Genomic DNA, 14,594 nt, shown 5'->3' with positions numbered 1-14,594 from the left:
CCGGCGTTTGAGGACGAGGCCGTCCAGGCCGACCGGGGGTCTGGGGGCGGAGCCCCCAGGCGGGGCCGGTTGGCGCTACGCCAACCCAGGCCCCCGCACCGGAATGTGCGTGAACGTCGGCTCAGGCGCCGGGTTCTGGAAGAAGTCGTTGCCCTTGTCGTCGACGACGACGAACGCCGGGAAGTCCTCGACCTCGATCTTCCAGACCGCCTCCATGCCGAGCTCCTCGTACTCGACGACCTCGACCTTCTTGATGCAGTCCTGCGCGAGCCGGGCCGCGGGCCCGCCGATCGAGCCGAGGTAGAAGCCGCCGTGCGCGTCACACGCGTCGGTGACCTGTTTGCTGCGGTTGCCCTTGGCGAGCATCACCTTGGAACCGCCCGCCGCCTGGAACTGCTCCACGTAGGAGTCCATGCGCCCGGCCGTCGTAGGACCGAACGAACCGGACGCGTAGCCCTCGGGGGTCTTCGCGGGCCCGGCGTAGTACACCGGGTGGTCCTTCAGGTACTGCGGCATCTCCTCGCCCGCGTCCAGCCGCTCCTTGATCTTGGCGTGCGCGATGTCGCGGGCCACGACCAGCGGGCCGGAGAGCGAGAGCCGGGTCTTGACCGGGTACTTGGTCAGCTCGGCGAGGATGTCGTCCATGGGCTGGTTGAGGTCGATCCGGACCACGTCCGCCGACTCGTCGAGGTGCTCGTCGGTCGTCTCCGGCAGGAAGCGCGCCGGGTCCGTCTCCAGCTGCTCAAGGAACACGCCCTCCGCGGTGATCTTCGCGACGGCCTGCCGGTCGGCCGAGCAGGACACGGCGATGGCGACGGGGCACGAGGCGCCGTGCCGGGGAAGCCGGACGACCCGCACGTCGTGGCAGAAGTACTTGCCGCCGAACTGCGCCCCGATCCCGATCCGCTGCGTCAGCTCGAAGACCTTCTGCTCCAGGTCCTTGTCCCGGAACCCGTGGCCCAGCTCCGAACCCTCGGCCGGGATCTCGTCCAGGTAGTGCGCGGAGGCGTACTTCGCGGTCTTCAGCGCGTACTCGGCGCTCGTACCGCCGACCACGATCGCCAGGTGGTACGGCGGGCAGGCCGCCGTACCCAGCGAACGGATCTTCTCCTCAAGGAACTTCATCATGGAGCCCTCGTTGAGGACCGCCTTCGTCTCCTGGTAGAGGAACGACTTGTTGGCCGAGCCGCCGCCCTTCGCCATGAACAGGAACTTGTAGGCGCCGCCGTCGGTCGCGTACAGCTCGATCTGGGCCGGCAGGTTTGACCCGGTGTTCTTCTCGTCCCACATGGTGAGGGGCGCCATCTGCGAGTACCGCAGGTTGAGGTTGAGGTAGGCGTCGTAGATGCCGCGGGACAGGGCCGACTCGTCGCCGCCCTCCGTGAGGACGTTCTGTCCGCGCTTGCCCATGACGATCGCCGTACCGGTGTCCTGGCACATGGGCAGCACGCCGGCCGCCGCGATGTTCGCGTTCTTCAGGAGGTCCAGCGCCACGAACTTGTCGTTGTTCGACGCCTCGGGGTCGTCGATGATCCGGCGCAGCTGCGCGAGGTGGGCCGGCCGCAGATAGTGCTGGATGTCGTGGATCGCCTCGGCCGCCAGCTTGCGCAGCGCCTCCGGCTCGACCTTGAGGAACGTCCGCCCGTCGGCCTCGAAGGTGGAGACACCCTCGGAGGTCACCAGCCGGTACGGGGTGGTGTCCTCTCCCATGGGGAGCAGATCGGTGTACGCGAACTCAGGCATCGCAGCCCATTCCTCACTCGACAGACGGCCGCCCGCCGACACTGGCGGGCGCTCACCAGCGTAGAACCTGCCGCCGACAGCGAGCTTGTGAGGTAAGGCTCAGTTCGCCGGTACCTTCGCCACGCCAACGTTGTCCACACCCCTAGTCGCGATCTATCGCGTTTCGGTACGCTGCTGCCGTGGACCTTCAGAAGCAGCCCGCATCCGCGCCCACGGCCCCGCAGCCCGCGCCCGCCGCGCCCGCCCCGTCCGCGCTGCGCGCCTCGGACGCCGACCGTGACCGCATCGCCGACATCCTGCGCGACGCCCTGGCCGAGGGGCGGCTGAGCGCCGACGAGCACGCCGAGCGGGTCGAGGGGGTGCTGAGCGCCAAGACGGTCGGCGAGCTGGAGGTCTTCATCCAGGATCTGCCGGCCGCCCATGGACACCGGGCGACGGCCCAGTCGTACAGCCCCGCGCCGAACCGCCCGACGGAGGGCGCGATCCCGGCCGAGGCCGACGGGCATGTGGTGGCGGTGTTCAGCTCCGCCATGCGCAAGGGCCGCTGGCGCGCCGGCCGCCGGATGCACGCGTACGCCGTGTTCGGCAGCGTCGAGATCGACCTCAGCGAGGCGATCTTCGAGTACCAGCAGGTCGTCATCAAGGCGATCTCGGTGTTCGGGAACGTCGAGATCCGCGTCCCGGAGAACGTGTCGCTGCGCGGCACCGGCGGTGGCGTCCTCGGCAACTTCGAGGTGGACACGCTGGACTCGCTGGAGCCGGACGCGCCCGTGATCTACGTCGACGGGTGGGCCGTACTCGGAAACATCGAGGCAAAACCCAAGCGCGGCAAGCTCGTTGCGGACATTCTCGATCGGGTTCAGCGCAAGGTCGACAAGGGTTTGCGCAAACACCTGGACCGTTGACGGTTGTGAATCGGGACACATGCGGAGCTGATCGGTCCACGCCGGTCCGCCCCTGACATCGCGCACAAGCACACGGAAACCAGCGGTTCGGAACTCAGTGCATAGGCGCGCGCACAGCGGGTAGGCCTTGCTGCATCGTCTCTCGCTCGCGAAGCCGTCGTCAGGAGTAGACCGTGCTGCAACCGCCGCATTCGTCCCTGCAGGTAGCTGCTGTTCCGGCTCAGCGGGTGCCTGCGCGAGACAGGGACCAAGACGCTCCCTGGCACACCGAAGCGGTGTGCCGGCGCGACGAGGCCGGCCTGTTCTTCGCCCCCTCCAAGGAACCCACCGCCGCCCGGCTCTCCCGCGAGGACGCCGCCAAGCGCGTCTGCGCGCGCTGTCCGGTCATGGTCGAGTGCCGCGAACACGCCCTCCTCCAACCCGAGCCCTACGGCGTCTGGGGCGGCCTCACCGCCGCCGAACGCCGCGTGGTCCTGGCCAGGCGCCGCCGCCGCGACCTGGAACTCCAGAAGGCGAGGGCGGCGGGCCGCATAGCAGCGGCAGGCTGACCGACGTAGAAGAGGCGCCCCCACCGCACCGGGGGCGCCTCTTTCACGTACGACCGTGTGGTCGTGGTTCTGGTTGTGGCGTGGCTACTTGGCCCGGTCGAAGTCGATCGCGCTGTACGCCCGCAGCTTGCTGAGCCGGTGCTCCGAGTCGATCCGCCGCACCGTCCCGGACTTGGACCGCATCACGATCGAGTCGGTGGTCGCGGTTTCCGAGCGGTAGCGCACGCCCCGCAGCAGCTCGCCGTCCGTGATCCCGGTCGCGACGAAGAACACGTTCTCGCCGGACACCAGGTCGTTGGTGGTGAGCACCCGGTCCAGGTCGTGCCCCGCGTCCAGCGCCCGCTGCCGCTCCGCGTCGTCCTTGGGCCACAACTTGCCCTGGATCACGCCTCCGAGGCACTTCACGGCACAGGCCGAGATGATGCCCTCGGGCGTGCCGCCGACACCGAGCAGCAGATCGACGCCCGTGCCTTCGCGCAGCGCCAGGATCGACCCGGCGACATCTCCGTCGGAGATCAGCTTGATCCGCGCACCGGTCTCCCGGATCTCCTTGATGATCCCGTCGTGCCGAGGCCGGTCCAGCACGACGACGGTGACGTCCTCGGGCGTGACCCGCTTGGCCTTGGCGACCCGGCGGACGTTCACCGAGATCGGCGCCTCGATGTCGACGAACTCGGCGGCCTCGGGCCCGGTGACGAGCTTGTCCATGTAGAACACGGCGGACGGGTCGAACATCGACCCCCGGTCCGCCGCGGCCAGCACGGCGATCGCGTTCGGCATGCCCTTCGCGTTGAGGGTGGTGCCGTCGATCGGGTCGACGGCGATGTCGCACTCGGGCCCGGTCCCGTCACCGACGCGCTCGCCGTTGAAGAGCATCGGCGCCTCGTCCTTCTCGCCCTCACCGATGACGACGACGCCGTTCATCGAGACGGTGGAGACGAGGGTCCGCATGGCACGCACGGCGGCACCGTCGGCGCCGTTCTTGTCACCGCGCCCGACCCAGCGGCCCGCGGCCATCGCGGCGGCTTCGGTCACCCGGACGAGCTCCAGGGCGAGGTTGCGGTCGGGGGCCTCGGAGGGGACTTCGAGTTCGGACGGCAGATGATGATGCTCGGTCATCGGAGCGCACCTTTCTGATACGACGACGGCCGGATGAGGGTATGGCCACGACTCTATCGCCAGGCAGACAAAATGAGCAGGGGGCCCCACGGATGAGCGGACCAGGGCACCTGCGACGATAGGGACGTGGCAGGTTCGAACGGCAAGCAGAAGACGGTCCGGGACATGATTCTCTCCCTGGGCCTGATCGGGATCGCGGCGGCGATCGTCTACATCTTCATCCCGCACAGCGACCACGCTCCGGACGTCAAGCGGGTCGACTACCGCGTGGAGCTGCTCACCGCACGCCGCGCGGCGCCGTACCCGGTGGCGGCGCCGGAGGGCCTGCCCAAGACCTGGAAGGCGACTTCGGTCCGCTACGACGGCGCCGCGTTCAACGCCTGGCACCTCGGGTTCAGTGCCCCCGACGGTCAGTACGTGCAGATAGAGCAGTCGACTCAGAAGCCGTCCGACTTCGTCGACACCGCGAGCCAGGGCGCCACCGCGACGAAGACCACCCAGACCATCGGCGGCCACACCTGGACCCGCTGGACCGGCGGCCGCTACGACGCCCTCGTGCTCGCGGACAAGGGCTCGACGACGGTCGTCGCGGGCACGGGCTCCTTCGCCCAACTGACCGAGATGGCACAGGCGTTGCAGACGAAGTAGCCCGCCGGGTGTTCCCGCGCTACGGCCGGACGTACGGCGTGGTCATGATCTCCATGTTGTGGCCGCTCGGGTCCTCGAAGTAGGCGCCGCGACCGCCGAAGAGCTGGTTCGTCCGGCCGGGATCCTGGTGGTAGGGGTCGGCGTAGTACGTGACCCCGACCGCCTCCAGGCGGCCGATCATCGTGTCGAACCGCTCCTCGGGCACGAGAAACGCGTAGTGCTGCGGCTGGATCGGCTCGTCGCGCTTCTCGTAGAAGTCGAGCGTCACGTCGTTGCCCAGGTCGACCGGGACGAACGGCCCGAAGGGCGCGCCGACCTCCAGACCCAGGATCGCGGCGAGGAACTCGGCCGACAGTTGCCGGTCGACGGCGTAGACGGCGGTGTGGTTCAGCTGAACGGTGTTCGGCAGTGACATGTGTGGACGGGTCTCCGAGTCCTGGGTCCGATGAGAGCGCCACGTGCGGGCGCCCGGAGGAAAGACAAGGAGAGGCGGCGGGGCTCTTGCCCGCCTCGTGCTCACGCCGAGGCCGGGTGCCCCACTCGTGAATGGCCCATGGCCGACCCGGCAGTCACGGCACGGACCCTAGTGCCTCACCGAGCGTCACGGCAACGCCGAACGCAGAGGGCCCCGGTGCGGACAGTCGCCTGTCCGCGCCGGGGCCCTGTGCGTGTCAGGCGTCTCAGACGGTGGTGACGACCTCGTCGAACGCCAGGCGCGGGGAGCGCGGGAACCAGGCGTCCTCGCCGGGCTTGCCGATGTTGATGACGACGAACGGGGTGTGGTCGTCGTCCAGGAACTCCTTCTGGACGCCCGCGAAGTCGAGACCGGTCATCGGGCCCGCGGCGAGGCCGGCGGCGCGGATGCCGATGATGAAGTACGCGGCCTGGAGGGCGGCGTTCAGCGCGGCGTTGCCCTCACGGACCGAACGCTCGCCGAAGACGGCGTCCTTGGCCTGCGGGAAGTGCGGGAACAGGGTGGGCAGTTCCTCGTGGAACTCGTTGTCCGCGGAGAGGATCGCGACCAGCGGGGCGGCGGCGGTCTTCTTCTGGTTGCCCTCGGCGAGGTGCTGCACGAGGCGCTCGCGGGCCTCGGGGGAGCGGACCAGGGTGATGCGCAGCGGCGACTGGTTCATCGAGGTCGGGCCGTACTTGACCAGGTCGTAGATTGCCTGGACCTGCTCGTCGGTCACGGGCTCGTCGGTGAAGGTGTTCGCGGTGCGGGCCTCGCGGAACAGCAGGTCCTGGGCGGCGGGGTCAAGAACGAGAGACATGCGAGAACTTCCTCGGGGGGCCGGAAGTGGATTACCGGACCGCGGTCCGGTTAAGCTGACGAGACCGACCGTACGCGACGGGAGGTTCAACATTCAACCAAAAGCGGAGCATGGTGATCCGCCTCACAGCGAATCACTGATGCCGCTACCGCTAGCGCTGTCGGCCGCCGCTACTCGGCGCCTTCGCTCGCCACTCTTGCCCGGCGCCTTTACTCGGCGTCGCCCTCCGCGGCCTCTTCCTCCGCCAGCGCCGCGTCCAGCCGCGCCCGGGCCCCGTCCAGCCAGCGCCGGCACACCTTGGCCAGCTCCTCGCCCCGCTCCCAGAGCGCGAGCGACTCCTCCAGCGTCGTACCGCCCGCCTCCAGGCGCCGTACGACCTCGATCAGCTCGTCGCGCGCCTGTTCGTACCCGAGCGCCTCTGCCGTCCCGGCACCTTCGTCAACCTTGCTGGTCATCCGCCCACCCTATGCATGTGCCGTATCGACTCGAACCGTGAACTCGCCCTCGGCGACCCGCGCCCGCAGCACCTCGTCCGCCGCCACCTCTTCCGGGTCCCGGACGGCGTGCCCGTCGGCCTTCTGCAGCACCGCGTACCCCCGCTTCAGGGTCGCCGCGGGGGAGAGGGCCACCACGCGCGCGTGCGTGTGGGTCAGCTCCGAGTCGGCGCGGTCCAGGAGATGGCCGAGGGTGCGCCGGCCGCGGCCGAGCAGCGCGGCGACATGGTCCGCCCGCTCGTCGATCATCCGGTGCGGATCCTCTATCGACGGCCGCGCCAGCGCCTGCGCCAGCCCGCGCTCCTCCCGGTCCACGAACGCCACCACGCACCGCCGCGCCCGGTCGCGCAACTGCCGTACGCGCTCGTACTCCTCGCCGACGTCCGGTACGACCTTCTTCGCCGCGTCGGTGGGGGTGGAGGCGCGCAGGTCGGCCACATAGTCCAGGAGCGGGTTGTCGGGCTCGTGCCCGATCGCGGACACCACAGGCGTACGGCACTCCGACACCGCCCGCACCAACTGCTCGTCGGAGAACGGCAACAGGTCCTCCACGCTGCCGCCGCCCCGCGCCACGATGATCACGTCCACGCCGTCGAGCGCGTCCAGTTCCTTCACCGCCTGCACCACCTGCGGCACGGCGTGCACGCCCTGTACGGGCACGTTGCGCACCTCGAAGCGGACGGCGGGCCAGCGGTGCCGCGCGTTCTCCAGCACGTCCCGCTCGGCCGCCGAGGCCCGCCCGCAGACCAGCCCGATCAGCTGCGGCAGGAACGGCAACGGCTTCTTCCGGTCGGCCGCGAACAACCCCTCGGCGGCCAGTGACTTCTTCAACTGCTCCAGCCGCGCGAGGAGTTCACCCACCCCCACCGGCCTTATCTCCGTGGCCCGCAACGACAACTGCCCACGCGGCGCGTACCACTCCGGCTTCGCGAGGACGACGACCCGCGCGCCCTCGCTGACGACATCGGCGATCTCGTCGAACACCTGCCGGAAGCAGGTCACGCTCACCGAGATGTCGTACGACGGGTCGCGCAGCGTCAGGAACACGACACCGGCACCCGGGCGCCGTGACAGCTGGGTGATCTGCCCCTCGACCCACACCGCGCCGAGCCGGTCGATCCACCCGCCGATCAGCCGGGAGACCTCACCGACGGGGAGCGGGGCGTCCGGAGCCGTGTTGAGAGCCATGCGCCCGAGAGTAACGGCCGGCTCTGACAACGCGGTCGAGGTGAGGAGCGTACGACCGTCAACTGGTCTCCGTGTCGGCCTTGTTCCGGCTGCCCTGCACCGCGAGCACCACGAGCCCCACCGCCAACCAGATCGCACCCACCACCTGCGCGGTCCCCGACGCCTCCACGATCACCGCGATCGTGATCGCCGCGCCCAGCACCGGTACCAGCACGTGCCGCCACCACACCACCGGCCCGCCCCGGCGCCGTACCGCGAACCAGCCCACCACGCTCGCGTGCAGCAGTGTGAAGGCGGTCAGCGCGCCGATGTCGACGACCGACACCAGCTGGTCGAGTCCGTCGTCGCGCCGGGCCGCCCAGACCGCCGCGACGAGGGTGATGAGGGCCGCCGACAGGAGTGCGACCCGCGGTACGCCGTCGTCGGTCTTCGACAGGGCGCGCGGGAGGCGTCGGTCGCGGGCCATCGCGAAGACCAGGCGCCCCGCCGCGGCCTGCCCGACGAGCGCCGCGAAGGCCGCGCCGATCGCCTTGCTGACGGCCACCAGGTTGTGCAGCCAGTTGCCCACCGACACGTCGACCGCGTCGTAGAACGCCGATCCCTGCTTCCCGGCGTCGGCGGCGAGCTGTGCGGAAGTCGTCGGCTCCAGGAGGGCGACCAGGTACGTCTGGGTGATGAACAGGACACCGGCGAGCGCGAGGCAGAACAGCAGCGCCCTGGCGACCTTCTCGGAGCCGCCGGTCACCTCCTCCGCGAAGGTGGCGACCGCGTCGAAGCCCAGGTAGGAGAGGACGGCGACGGAGACCGCGCCGATCACCGCCGACAGCGCGAACGCGCCCTGGGTGCCGTCCCCGGAGAGGGGCGACAGCCAGCCGCGTTCGGCGCCGTCGCGCGCGAGGACGACGATCGCCGACACGGTGAAGACGACCAGGACCACGATCTCCATCGCGAGCACCAGGAAGCCCACGCGCGCGGCGGCCCGCACGCCCCAGAGGTTGAGGCAGATGGTGAGGACGACCGCCAGCGCGGTCCACACCCATCGGGAGACGTCCGGGACCAGCGCGTTCATGGCGATCCCGGAGAAGAGGTAGGCGACCGCGGGGATCAGGACGTAGTCCAGCATCGCCATCCAGCCGGCGACGAACCCGGCCTCCCTGCCGAGCCCCACGCGCGCGTAGGCGAACACCGAGCCCGCCTGGGGGACGACCCGCACCATCTGCGCGTAGCTGAAAGCGGTGAACGCCATCGCGACCGTCGCCACGATGTAGACCAGCGCGACCGCGCCGTGCGACTTGGCGTCCAGGGTGCCGAACACGCCGACCGGGGCCATGGGGGCGATGAACAGCAGCCCGTAGACGACGAGATCGCGGAAACCGAGGCTGCGCCGCAGCTGAGGTCCCTCGCCTGCGGTCGTCGTCGTATCCGTGCCCGTGCCTGCGCCCGTGTCCGCCATCTCGCGTCTCCCGTACGTCGTGTCCGGCCCCGCCCCTCCCACTCCACGGCCAGTCTCTCCACCGGCGCGATCTTTGACCCGTCGAGCGCGGCCTTACGATGGGACGCATGACTGCTTCGTCTGGCCGCCGTGTCCTGCTCGCCGCCCCCCGGGGCTACTGCGCGGGTGTGGACCGCGCCGTGATCGCCGTCGAGAAAGCCCTTGAGCAGTACGGGGCTCCGATCTACGTCCGGCACGAGATCGTGCACAACAAGTACGTCGTGCAGACCCTGGAGAAGAAGGGCGCCATCTTCGTCGAGCGGACCGAGGAGGTCCCCGAGGGGAACATCGTGATGTTCTCCGCGCACGGCGTCGCGCCCGTCGTCCACGACGAGGCCAGGCGGGGCAACCTCGCCACCATCGACGCGACCTGCCCCCTGGTGACCAAGGTCCACAAGGAAGCCGTCCGGTTCGCCAACGACGACTTCGACATCCTCCTCATCGGGCACGAGGGCCACGAGGAGGTCATCGGCACCTCCGGGGAGGCCCCCGACCACATCACCCTGGTCGACGGTCCCGGTGACGTCGCCAAGGTCGAGGTGCGCGACCCGTCCCGGGTGGTCTGGCTCTCCCAGACGACGCTCTCCGTGGACGAGACCATGGAGACGGTCGACGCCCTGAAGGAGAAGTTCCCGCAGCTCATCTCGCCGCCCAGCGACGACATCTGCTACGCCACGCAGAACCGTCAGCTCGCCGTGAAGCAGATGGGGGAGGAGGCCGACCTGGTGATCGTGGTCGGCTCGAAGAACTCCTCCAACTCGATTCGGCTCGTCGAGGTCGCCAAGCTGGCCGGCGCCCGCGCCGCCTATCTCGTGGACTTCGCCGACGAGATCGACGAGGCCTGGATGGAGGGCGTGACCACGGTCGGTGTGACCTCGGGTGCCTCCGTACCGGAGATTCTGGTCGAACAGGTGTTGGAGTGGCTGTCCGTGCGCGGCTACGAGGACGTCGAGCTGGTCAAGGCGGCCGAGGAGTCCATCACGTTCTCGCTGCCCAAGGAACTCCGCCGTGACCTGCGCGAAGAGGCGGCGGCACTGGTCGCCGAGCGCACGGGCGCCGACCGTTCGACCCCCTCCGGGCAGTGACTGTCAGTCGTTCGTCGTAGCGTGGATCCATGCAGATCTTCGGCGTGGACATCGGTGGATCCGGGATCAAGGGCGCCCCAGTGGACCTGGACAAGGGCGAATTGACCCAAGAGCGGTGCAAGGTGCTGACCCCGCACCCGGCGACGCCGGACGGGGTGGCCGACGGCGTGAAGGAAGTCGTCGACCACTTCGGCTGGACGGGACCGGTCGGGCTCACGTTCCCGGGTGTGGTGACCGGCGGGGCGACGATCCGTACGGCGGCGAACGTCGACAAGACCTGGATCGACAAGGACGCGGGAGCGCTGTTCGCCGAGAGACTCGGCGGCCTCCCGGTGACGGTTGTCAACGACGCGGACGCGGCGGGCGTCGCCGAGATGCACTTCGGTGCCGGCCAGGGCCGCAAGGGCACGGTGATCCTGCTGACCTTCGGCACGGGCATCGGCAGCGCCCTCTTCGTCAACGGCGTCCTGGTCCCCAACACGGAGCTGGGCCACCTTGAGCTGAACGGCCACGACGCCGAGAAGAAGGCGTCCAGCAAGGCCAAGGAGGACGAGGAGCTGACCTGGGAGCACTGGGCCCACCGGGTCCAGAAGTACCTCGCCCATGTCGAGATGCTCTTCTCGCCCGAACTCTTCATCATCGGCGGCGGAGTCAGCCGCAAGGCCGACAAGTTCCTGCACTTCATCGAGGGCATCAAGGCGGAGATCGTCCCGGCGCAGCTGCAGAACAACGCGGGGATCGTGGGGGCGGCGATGCATGCGGCGGGGGACGACTAGGGGAGAGCAGCGGCCCGGGGCGGAGGGGGCTTCCGTGTGCCCCTCCGTTCCGCCGGACGTCACCCCCGGCGGCGCCGCCTCACCAGCTGGATTCTGCGGACCGTCGCGATGAGGCCCGCGGCGAACGTTCCGCCGTAGAGCCAGCCGGCCTGGGTGGCGAGGCCGGTGAACAGGCCCATCAGGCGGTTGACCAGACCGCCGCTGCCCTCGGCCACCGGGAACAGGCCCACGACGAAGGCGATCGGCACGACGACCGGCGCGGTCAGCAGGTCCCCGCGCCGGATCCAGACGGCCGTCAGCACGCACACCGGCAGGAACAGCACGCCGTACACGGTCAGCGACGCCCCGAACAGCAGCTGGTCGAGAAAGCCGAGCACGAGCATCACGGCCGCGCAGAACAGGCCGCCGCCGAGCCCGGTGAGCCGGGGGTTCGGCAGCGGCCGTACGGACTGGGGTGCCGCCGGACCGGGCCGTCGTACGGCCGCCGGACGGCGTTGCGCGGTGCCGCGTGCCTGGGGTCCCGGACGGGTCGTACGGGCCGGGCCGCCGTTCGGGCCCCGGCCCGCCTGCGGGGGCAGCGGCGGGGCCCCGCGTCTCGCGCCGGGCTGTGGGGGTCGTGTCCTGTGTTGCTCCACTGGACCAACTTAGGTCGGTTTATGTGCCGAATAGGCCCTGAGACACGCCGATGAGCAGAGCTTGGCCAGGTGTTCGACGCGGAGCCGGTGCGGGGCGGCTCACGCCGTAGACTGGTTGATCGGCCCCGGGCCCCCAGTCCCTGCCGGCCCGCGGTCCCCCTCCATTGCTCCTCCGTTCATCGCTCCTCCATCGCTCTCACGCCTCTCACGTACGGGAAGTCGCAACGTGTCGCTCACGATCGGAATCGTCGGTCTGCCGAATGTCGGCAAGTCGACCCTGTTCAACGCCCTGACCAAGAACGACGTGCTGGCGGCCAACTACCCGTTCGCCACGATCGAGCCGAACGTCGGCGTGGTCGGCGTCCCCGACCCGCGCCTGACGAAGCTGGCGGAGATCTTCTCCTCGCAGAAGGTCCTCCCGGCGACCGTGGACTTCGTCGACATCGCGGGCATCGTGAAGGGCGCCTCCGAGGGCGAGGGCCTGGGCAACAAGTTCCTCGCCAACATCCGTGAGTCCGACGCGATCTGCCAGGTCATCCGCGCCTTCAAGGACGAGAACGTCGTGCACGTCGACGGCAAGGTCTCGCCCAAGGACGACATCGAGACGATCAACACCGAGCTGATCCTCGCCGACCTCCAGACCATCGAGAAGGTCCTGCCGCGCCTCCAGAAGGACTCGCGCATCAAGAAGGACGTCGTCCCGAAGGTCGCGGCGGTCGAGGCGGCGAAGGAGATCCTGGAGAGGGGCGACACCCTCTTCTCCCAGGGCATCGTCCAGGGCTCGGGTAAGGAGGAACTCCTCCACGACCTGCACCTGTTGACGACGAAGCCCTTCCTCTACGTCTTCAACGTCGACGAGGACGAACTGGTCGACGAGGACTTCAAGACCGAACAGCGCGCCCTGGTCGCCCCCGCGGAGGCGATCTTCCTCAACGCCAAGCTGGAGGCGGACCTCGCCGAGCTGGACGAGGAGGACGCGATGGAGCTCCTGGAGTCGGTCGGCGCCGAGGAGCCCGGCCTCGCCACCCTCGCCCGCGTCGGCTTCGACACCCTCGGCCTGCAGACGTACCTCACCGCGGGCCCCAAGGAATCCCGAGCCTGGACCATCAAGAAGGGCGCCACCGCCCCCGAGGCCGCCGGAGTCATCCACACCGACTTCCAGAAGGGCTTCATCAAGGCGGAGGTCATCTCCTTCTCCGACCTGGTGGAGATGGGGTCGGTCGCGGAGGCCCGCGCGAAGGGGAAGGCGCGTATGGAGGGCAAGGAGTATGTGATGCAGGACGGGGACGTGGTGGAGTTCCGCTTCAACGTCTGACGGGTCTCAAAAAAGGGCTCACCACTATGGGTGAGCCCTTTTGTTGCCCAGATGGTGGCTGCCGGTGCGGTGGCACCGTGCCTCGGTCATCACGTCAGCCGGGTGATTCCGCGGAGGCCGCTCCCCGACGGTCGAACCAGAGCGCTGTTTCGGCCACGGTGGTCACGATCAGCAGCACCAGGCAGCACACGAAGCCGATCAGTCCGGCCTCCAGCCAGTAGATCCCCCGCCAGTCCATGCACTCCAGGGCCGGTGAGCAGCCGACGGTTCCGGGGCTGATCCGCGGTCCCTTGTCGCGGTACCCGATGACGAGGCAGGCCACCGAGACGACGGTGGCGGCGGACAGCAGGCACCACCGGATCCGCCGTGTTCCCCACCACGACCCGATCCAGCCGACGATGGTCACGGCCGGCAGGATCCACACGTATCCACTGACTATTGCCACACTGCATCGGTCCGTGACATCGCGCTCCGGTCGGTCTGCCGTCGGGCAACCCTACCGAGGGTGTTCGAGGGGCCGTCGTCCGGCCGGCGGACGGCCAGGAGGCGCCGGGGACCGTGCGGTTCCCCCGCGCCCCGCGGCCGTACGGCGTCAGAACCCCCGCCGCACCCCGCCGTCCACCGACAGCATCACCCCGGTGATGTACGAAGCCGCCGGTGACAGCATGAACGCGCCCGCGCGGCCGAACTCCTCCGGGGCTCCGTAGCGGCGGAGCGGGATCGCGGACTCGTTGGCGGCGCGCTTGGCGGCGGGGTCGGGGGCGAGGCCGTCGAGGTCGCGCATGCGGTCCGTGCCGATGCGGCCGGGGAGCAGACCGAAGACGCGGACTCCGCGGGGGCCCAGTTCGTCCGCGAGGGACTTGGCGAAGCCGGCGAGTCCGGGGCGCAGGCCATTGGAGATGGTCATGCCGGGGGTCGGTTCGTGGGCCGTGACGGAGAGGACGAGGCCGATCGCGCCGCCCTCCCCGAGTTCCGCGGCGGCCGCGCGGGCGAGGCGTACCGCGCCCAGGAACACCGACTCGAAGGCCTCCTGCCACTGTTCGTCGGTGTTGTCCGCGACATTGCCCGCGGGCGGGCCGCCGACGCTGACTAGGATGCCGTCGAACGCGCCGAACAACTCCCGTGCGGTGGCGATCAGTTGCCGCGGTGCCCGAGGGTCGGCGTTGTCGACGCCGACTCCGGCCGCGTTCGGGCCCAGTTCGGCCGCCGCCTCGACGGCGCGCTTCTCGTCGCGGCCGGTGACGACCACCTTCGCGCCGTCGGCGATCAGTTCACGGGCGACGGCGTTGCCGAGGCCGCGCGTGCCGCCGGTGACGACATACACCCTGTTCTTCAGTCCGAGATCCATGAGAGCGGTCCCTTTCCCGTGCGACTT

Annotated in this window: 16 protein-coding genes; 6 read left to right on the top strand and 10 right to left on the bottom strand. The window is 69.6% G+C overall.

Going from position 1 to position 14,594, the window contains the following annotated elements:
* Nucleotides 1–75 precede the first annotated feature (75 nt).
* Entirely contained in the window at nucleotides 76–1,743 is a 1,668-nt protein-coding gene (locus tag JHN45_RS34330) for a fumarate hydratase (protein ID WP_200710151.1), read from the bottom strand.
* A gap of 179 nt (nucleotides 1,744–1,922) precedes the next feature.
* On the opposite strand from JHN45_RS34330, the gene JHN45_RS34325 reads away from it, so the two are divergent.
* Together JHN45_RS34325 and JHN45_RS34320 are read left to right on the top strand one after the other, a co-directional pair.
* The gene (locus tag JHN45_RS34325) at nucleotides 1,923–2,648 is read left to right on the top strand and encodes a DUF1707 domain-containing protein (RefSeq protein WP_200710152.1); all 726 of its coding nucleotides are present in this window, start codon (nucleotides 1,923–1,925) and stop codon (nucleotides 2,646–2,648) included.
* A 173-nt stretch (nucleotides 2,649–2,821) separates the two neighbouring features.
* Nucleotides 2,822–3,196 (top strand): WhiB family transcriptional regulator, encoded by a 375-nt coding sequence (locus tag JHN45_RS34320; RefSeq protein ID WP_026150672.1) that lies wholly within the window; start codon nucleotides 2,822–2,824, stop codon nucleotides 3,194–3,196.
* An 84-nt stretch (nucleotides 3,197–3,280) separates the two neighbouring features.
* Here the strand turns inward: JHN45_RS34320 and glpX are convergent, their stop codons facing one another.
* Entirely contained in the window at nucleotides 3,281–4,315 is a 1,035-nt protein-coding gene (gene glpX / locus JHN45_RS34315; protein WP_019072737.1) for a class II fructose-bisphosphatase, read from the bottom strand.
* Nucleotides 4,316–4,441: 126 nt separating this feature from the next.
* On the opposite strand from glpX, the gene JHN45_RS34310 reads away from it, so the two are divergent.
* A complete protein-coding gene (locus JHN45_RS34310) occupies nucleotides 4,442–4,963 on the top strand; it encodes a DUF4245 domain-containing protein (RefSeq protein ID WP_201053033.1) in 522 nt (173 codons plus the stop codon).
* Between the two features lie 19 nt (nucleotides 4,964–4,982).
* Here JHN45_RS34310 and JHN45_RS34305 read toward each other — a convergent pair whose 3' ends face one another.
* The 5 genes from JHN45_RS34305 to JHN45_RS34285 all read right to left on the bottom strand — a co-directional run bounded on the left by JHN45_RS34305 (nucleotide 4,983) and on the right by JHN45_RS34285 (nucleotide 9,369).
* Nucleotides 4,983–5,378, bottom strand: a complete 396-nt coding sequence (locus JHN45_RS34305; protein WP_201053031.1) for a VOC family protein — start codon at nucleotides 5,376–5,378, stop codon at nucleotides 4,983–4,985.
* A gap of 265 nt (nucleotides 5,379–5,643) precedes the next feature.
* On the bottom strand, nucleotides 5,644–6,234 hold the full coding sequence (locus JHN45_RS34300; RefSeq protein ID WP_200710155.1) for a malonic semialdehyde reductase: 591 nt from the start codon (nucleotides 6,232–6,234) through the stop codon (nucleotides 5,644–5,646).
* A gap of 209 nt (nucleotides 6,235–6,443) precedes the next feature.
* Entirely contained in the window at nucleotides 6,444–6,689 is a 246-nt protein-coding gene (locus JHN45_RS34295) for an exodeoxyribonuclease VII small subunit (protein WP_019072733.1), read from the bottom strand.
* A gap of 9 nt (nucleotides 6,690–6,698) precedes the next feature.
* Nucleotides 6,699–7,916 carry an exodeoxyribonuclease VII large subunit gene (gene xseA, locus JHN45_RS34290; protein ID WP_200710156.1) on the bottom strand — a complete coding sequence of 406 codons (1,218 nt, stop codon included), beginning with the start codon at nucleotides 7,914–7,916 and terminating at the stop codon, nucleotides 6,699–6,701.
* A 58-nt stretch (nucleotides 7,917–7,974) separates the two neighbouring features.
* On the bottom strand, nucleotides 7,975–9,369 hold the full coding sequence (locus tag JHN45_RS34285; RefSeq protein WP_201053029.1) for an APC family permease: 1,395 nt from the start codon (nucleotides 9,367–9,369) through the stop codon (nucleotides 7,975–7,977).
* A gap of 98 nt (nucleotides 9,370–9,467) precedes the next feature.
* Between JHN45_RS34285 and JHN45_RS34280 the strand changes: the two genes are divergently transcribed.
* Together JHN45_RS34280 and ppgK are read left to right on the top strand one after the other, a co-directional pair.
* Entirely contained in the window at nucleotides 9,468–10,493 is a 1,026-nt protein-coding gene (locus JHN45_RS34280; RefSeq protein WP_200710158.1) for a 4-hydroxy-3-methylbut-2-enyl diphosphate reductase, read from the top strand.
* A gap of 29 nt (nucleotides 10,494–10,522) precedes the next feature.
* Entirely contained in the window at nucleotides 10,523–11,269 is a 747-nt protein-coding gene (gene ppgK, locus JHN45_RS34275) for a polyphosphate--glucose phosphotransferase (protein WP_201053026.1), read from the top strand.
* A gap of 59 nt (nucleotides 11,270–11,328) precedes the next feature.
* On the opposite strand, the gene JHN45_RS34270 is transcribed toward ppgK, so the two are convergent.
* Nucleotides 11,329–11,904 (bottom strand): DUF6542 domain-containing protein, encoded by a 576-nt coding sequence (locus JHN45_RS34270; protein ID WP_200710160.1) that lies wholly within the window; start codon nucleotides 11,902–11,904, stop codon nucleotides 11,329–11,331.
* 226 nt (nucleotides 11,905–12,130) lie between these two features.
* Here JHN45_RS34270 and ychF point away from each other — a divergent pair, with 226 nt between their 5' ends.
* Complete coding sequence (gene ychF / locus JHN45_RS34265) at nucleotides 12,131–13,219, top strand: redox-regulated ATPase YchF (protein ID WP_200710161.1); 1,089 nt, start codon at nucleotides 12,131–12,133, stop codon at nucleotides 13,217–13,219.
* 94 nt (nucleotides 13,220–13,313) lie between these two features.
* On the opposite strand, the gene JHN45_RS34260 is transcribed toward ychF, so the two are convergent.
* Nucleotides 13,314–13,664 carry a hypothetical protein gene (locus JHN45_RS34260; protein WP_201053024.1) on the bottom strand — a complete coding sequence of 117 codons (351 nt, stop codon included), beginning with the start codon at nucleotides 13,662–13,664 and terminating at the stop codon, nucleotides 13,314–13,316.
* 147 nt (nucleotides 13,665–13,811) lie between these two features.
* Nucleotides 13,812–14,567 (bottom strand): SDR family oxidoreductase, encoded by a 756-nt coding sequence (locus tag JHN45_RS34255; protein WP_200710163.1) that lies wholly within the window; start codon nucleotides 14,565–14,567, stop codon nucleotides 13,812–13,814.
* Nucleotides 14,568–14,594: the final 27 nt, after the last annotated feature.

Origin of the sequence: Streptomyces sp. MBT53 (assembly GCF_016654115.1) — a bacterium.
Taxonomy (GTDB): Bacteria; Actinomycetota; Actinomycetes; order Streptomycetales; family Streptomycetaceae; genus Streptomyces.
Note: the sequence above shows the minus strand (reverse complement) of the source record. Positions and strands in the feature narration are given on the sequence as shown.

Bases quoted from the DNA above. Each gene is read 5' to 3' on its own strand.
- JHN45_RS34300 (WP_200710155.1), bottom strand. From the start codon at position 6,234: ATGTCTCTCGTTCTTGACCCCGCCGCCCAGGACCTGCTGTTCCGCGAG.
- JHN45_RS34255 (WP_200710163.1), bottom strand. From the start codon at position 14,567: ATGGATCTCGGACTGAAGAACAGGGTGTATGTCGTCACCGGCGGCACG.
- glpX (WP_019072737.1), bottom strand. From the start codon at position 4,315: ATGACCGAGCATCATCATCTGCCGTCCGAACTCGAAGTCCCCTCCGAG.
- JHN45_RS34330 (WP_200710151.1), bottom strand. From the start codon at position 1,743: ATGCCTGAGTTCGCGTACACCGATCTGCTCCCCATGGGAGAGGACACC.
- JHN45_RS34295 (WP_019072733.1), bottom strand. From the start codon at position 6,689: ATGACCAGCAAGGTTGACGAAGGTGCCGGGACGGCAGAGGCGCTCGGG.
- JHN45_RS34280 (WP_200710158.1), top strand. From the start codon at position 9,468: ATGGGACGCATGACTGCTTCGTCTGGCCGCCGTGTCCTGCTCGCCGCC.
- JHN45_RS34285 (WP_201053029.1), bottom strand. From the start codon at position 9,369: ATGGCGGACACGGGCGCAGGCACGGGCACGGATACGACGACGACCGCA.
- JHN45_RS34305 (WP_201053031.1), bottom strand. From the start codon at position 5,378: ATGTCACTGCCGAACACCGTTCAGCTGAACCACACCGCCGTCTACGCC.
- ppgK (WP_201053026.1), top strand. From the start codon at position 10,523: ATGCAGATCTTCGGCGTGGACATCGGTGGATCCGGGATCAAGGGCGCC.
- xseA (WP_200710156.1), bottom strand. From the start codon at position 7,916: ATGGCTCTCAACACGGCTCCGGACGCCCCGCTCCCCGTCGGTGAGGTC.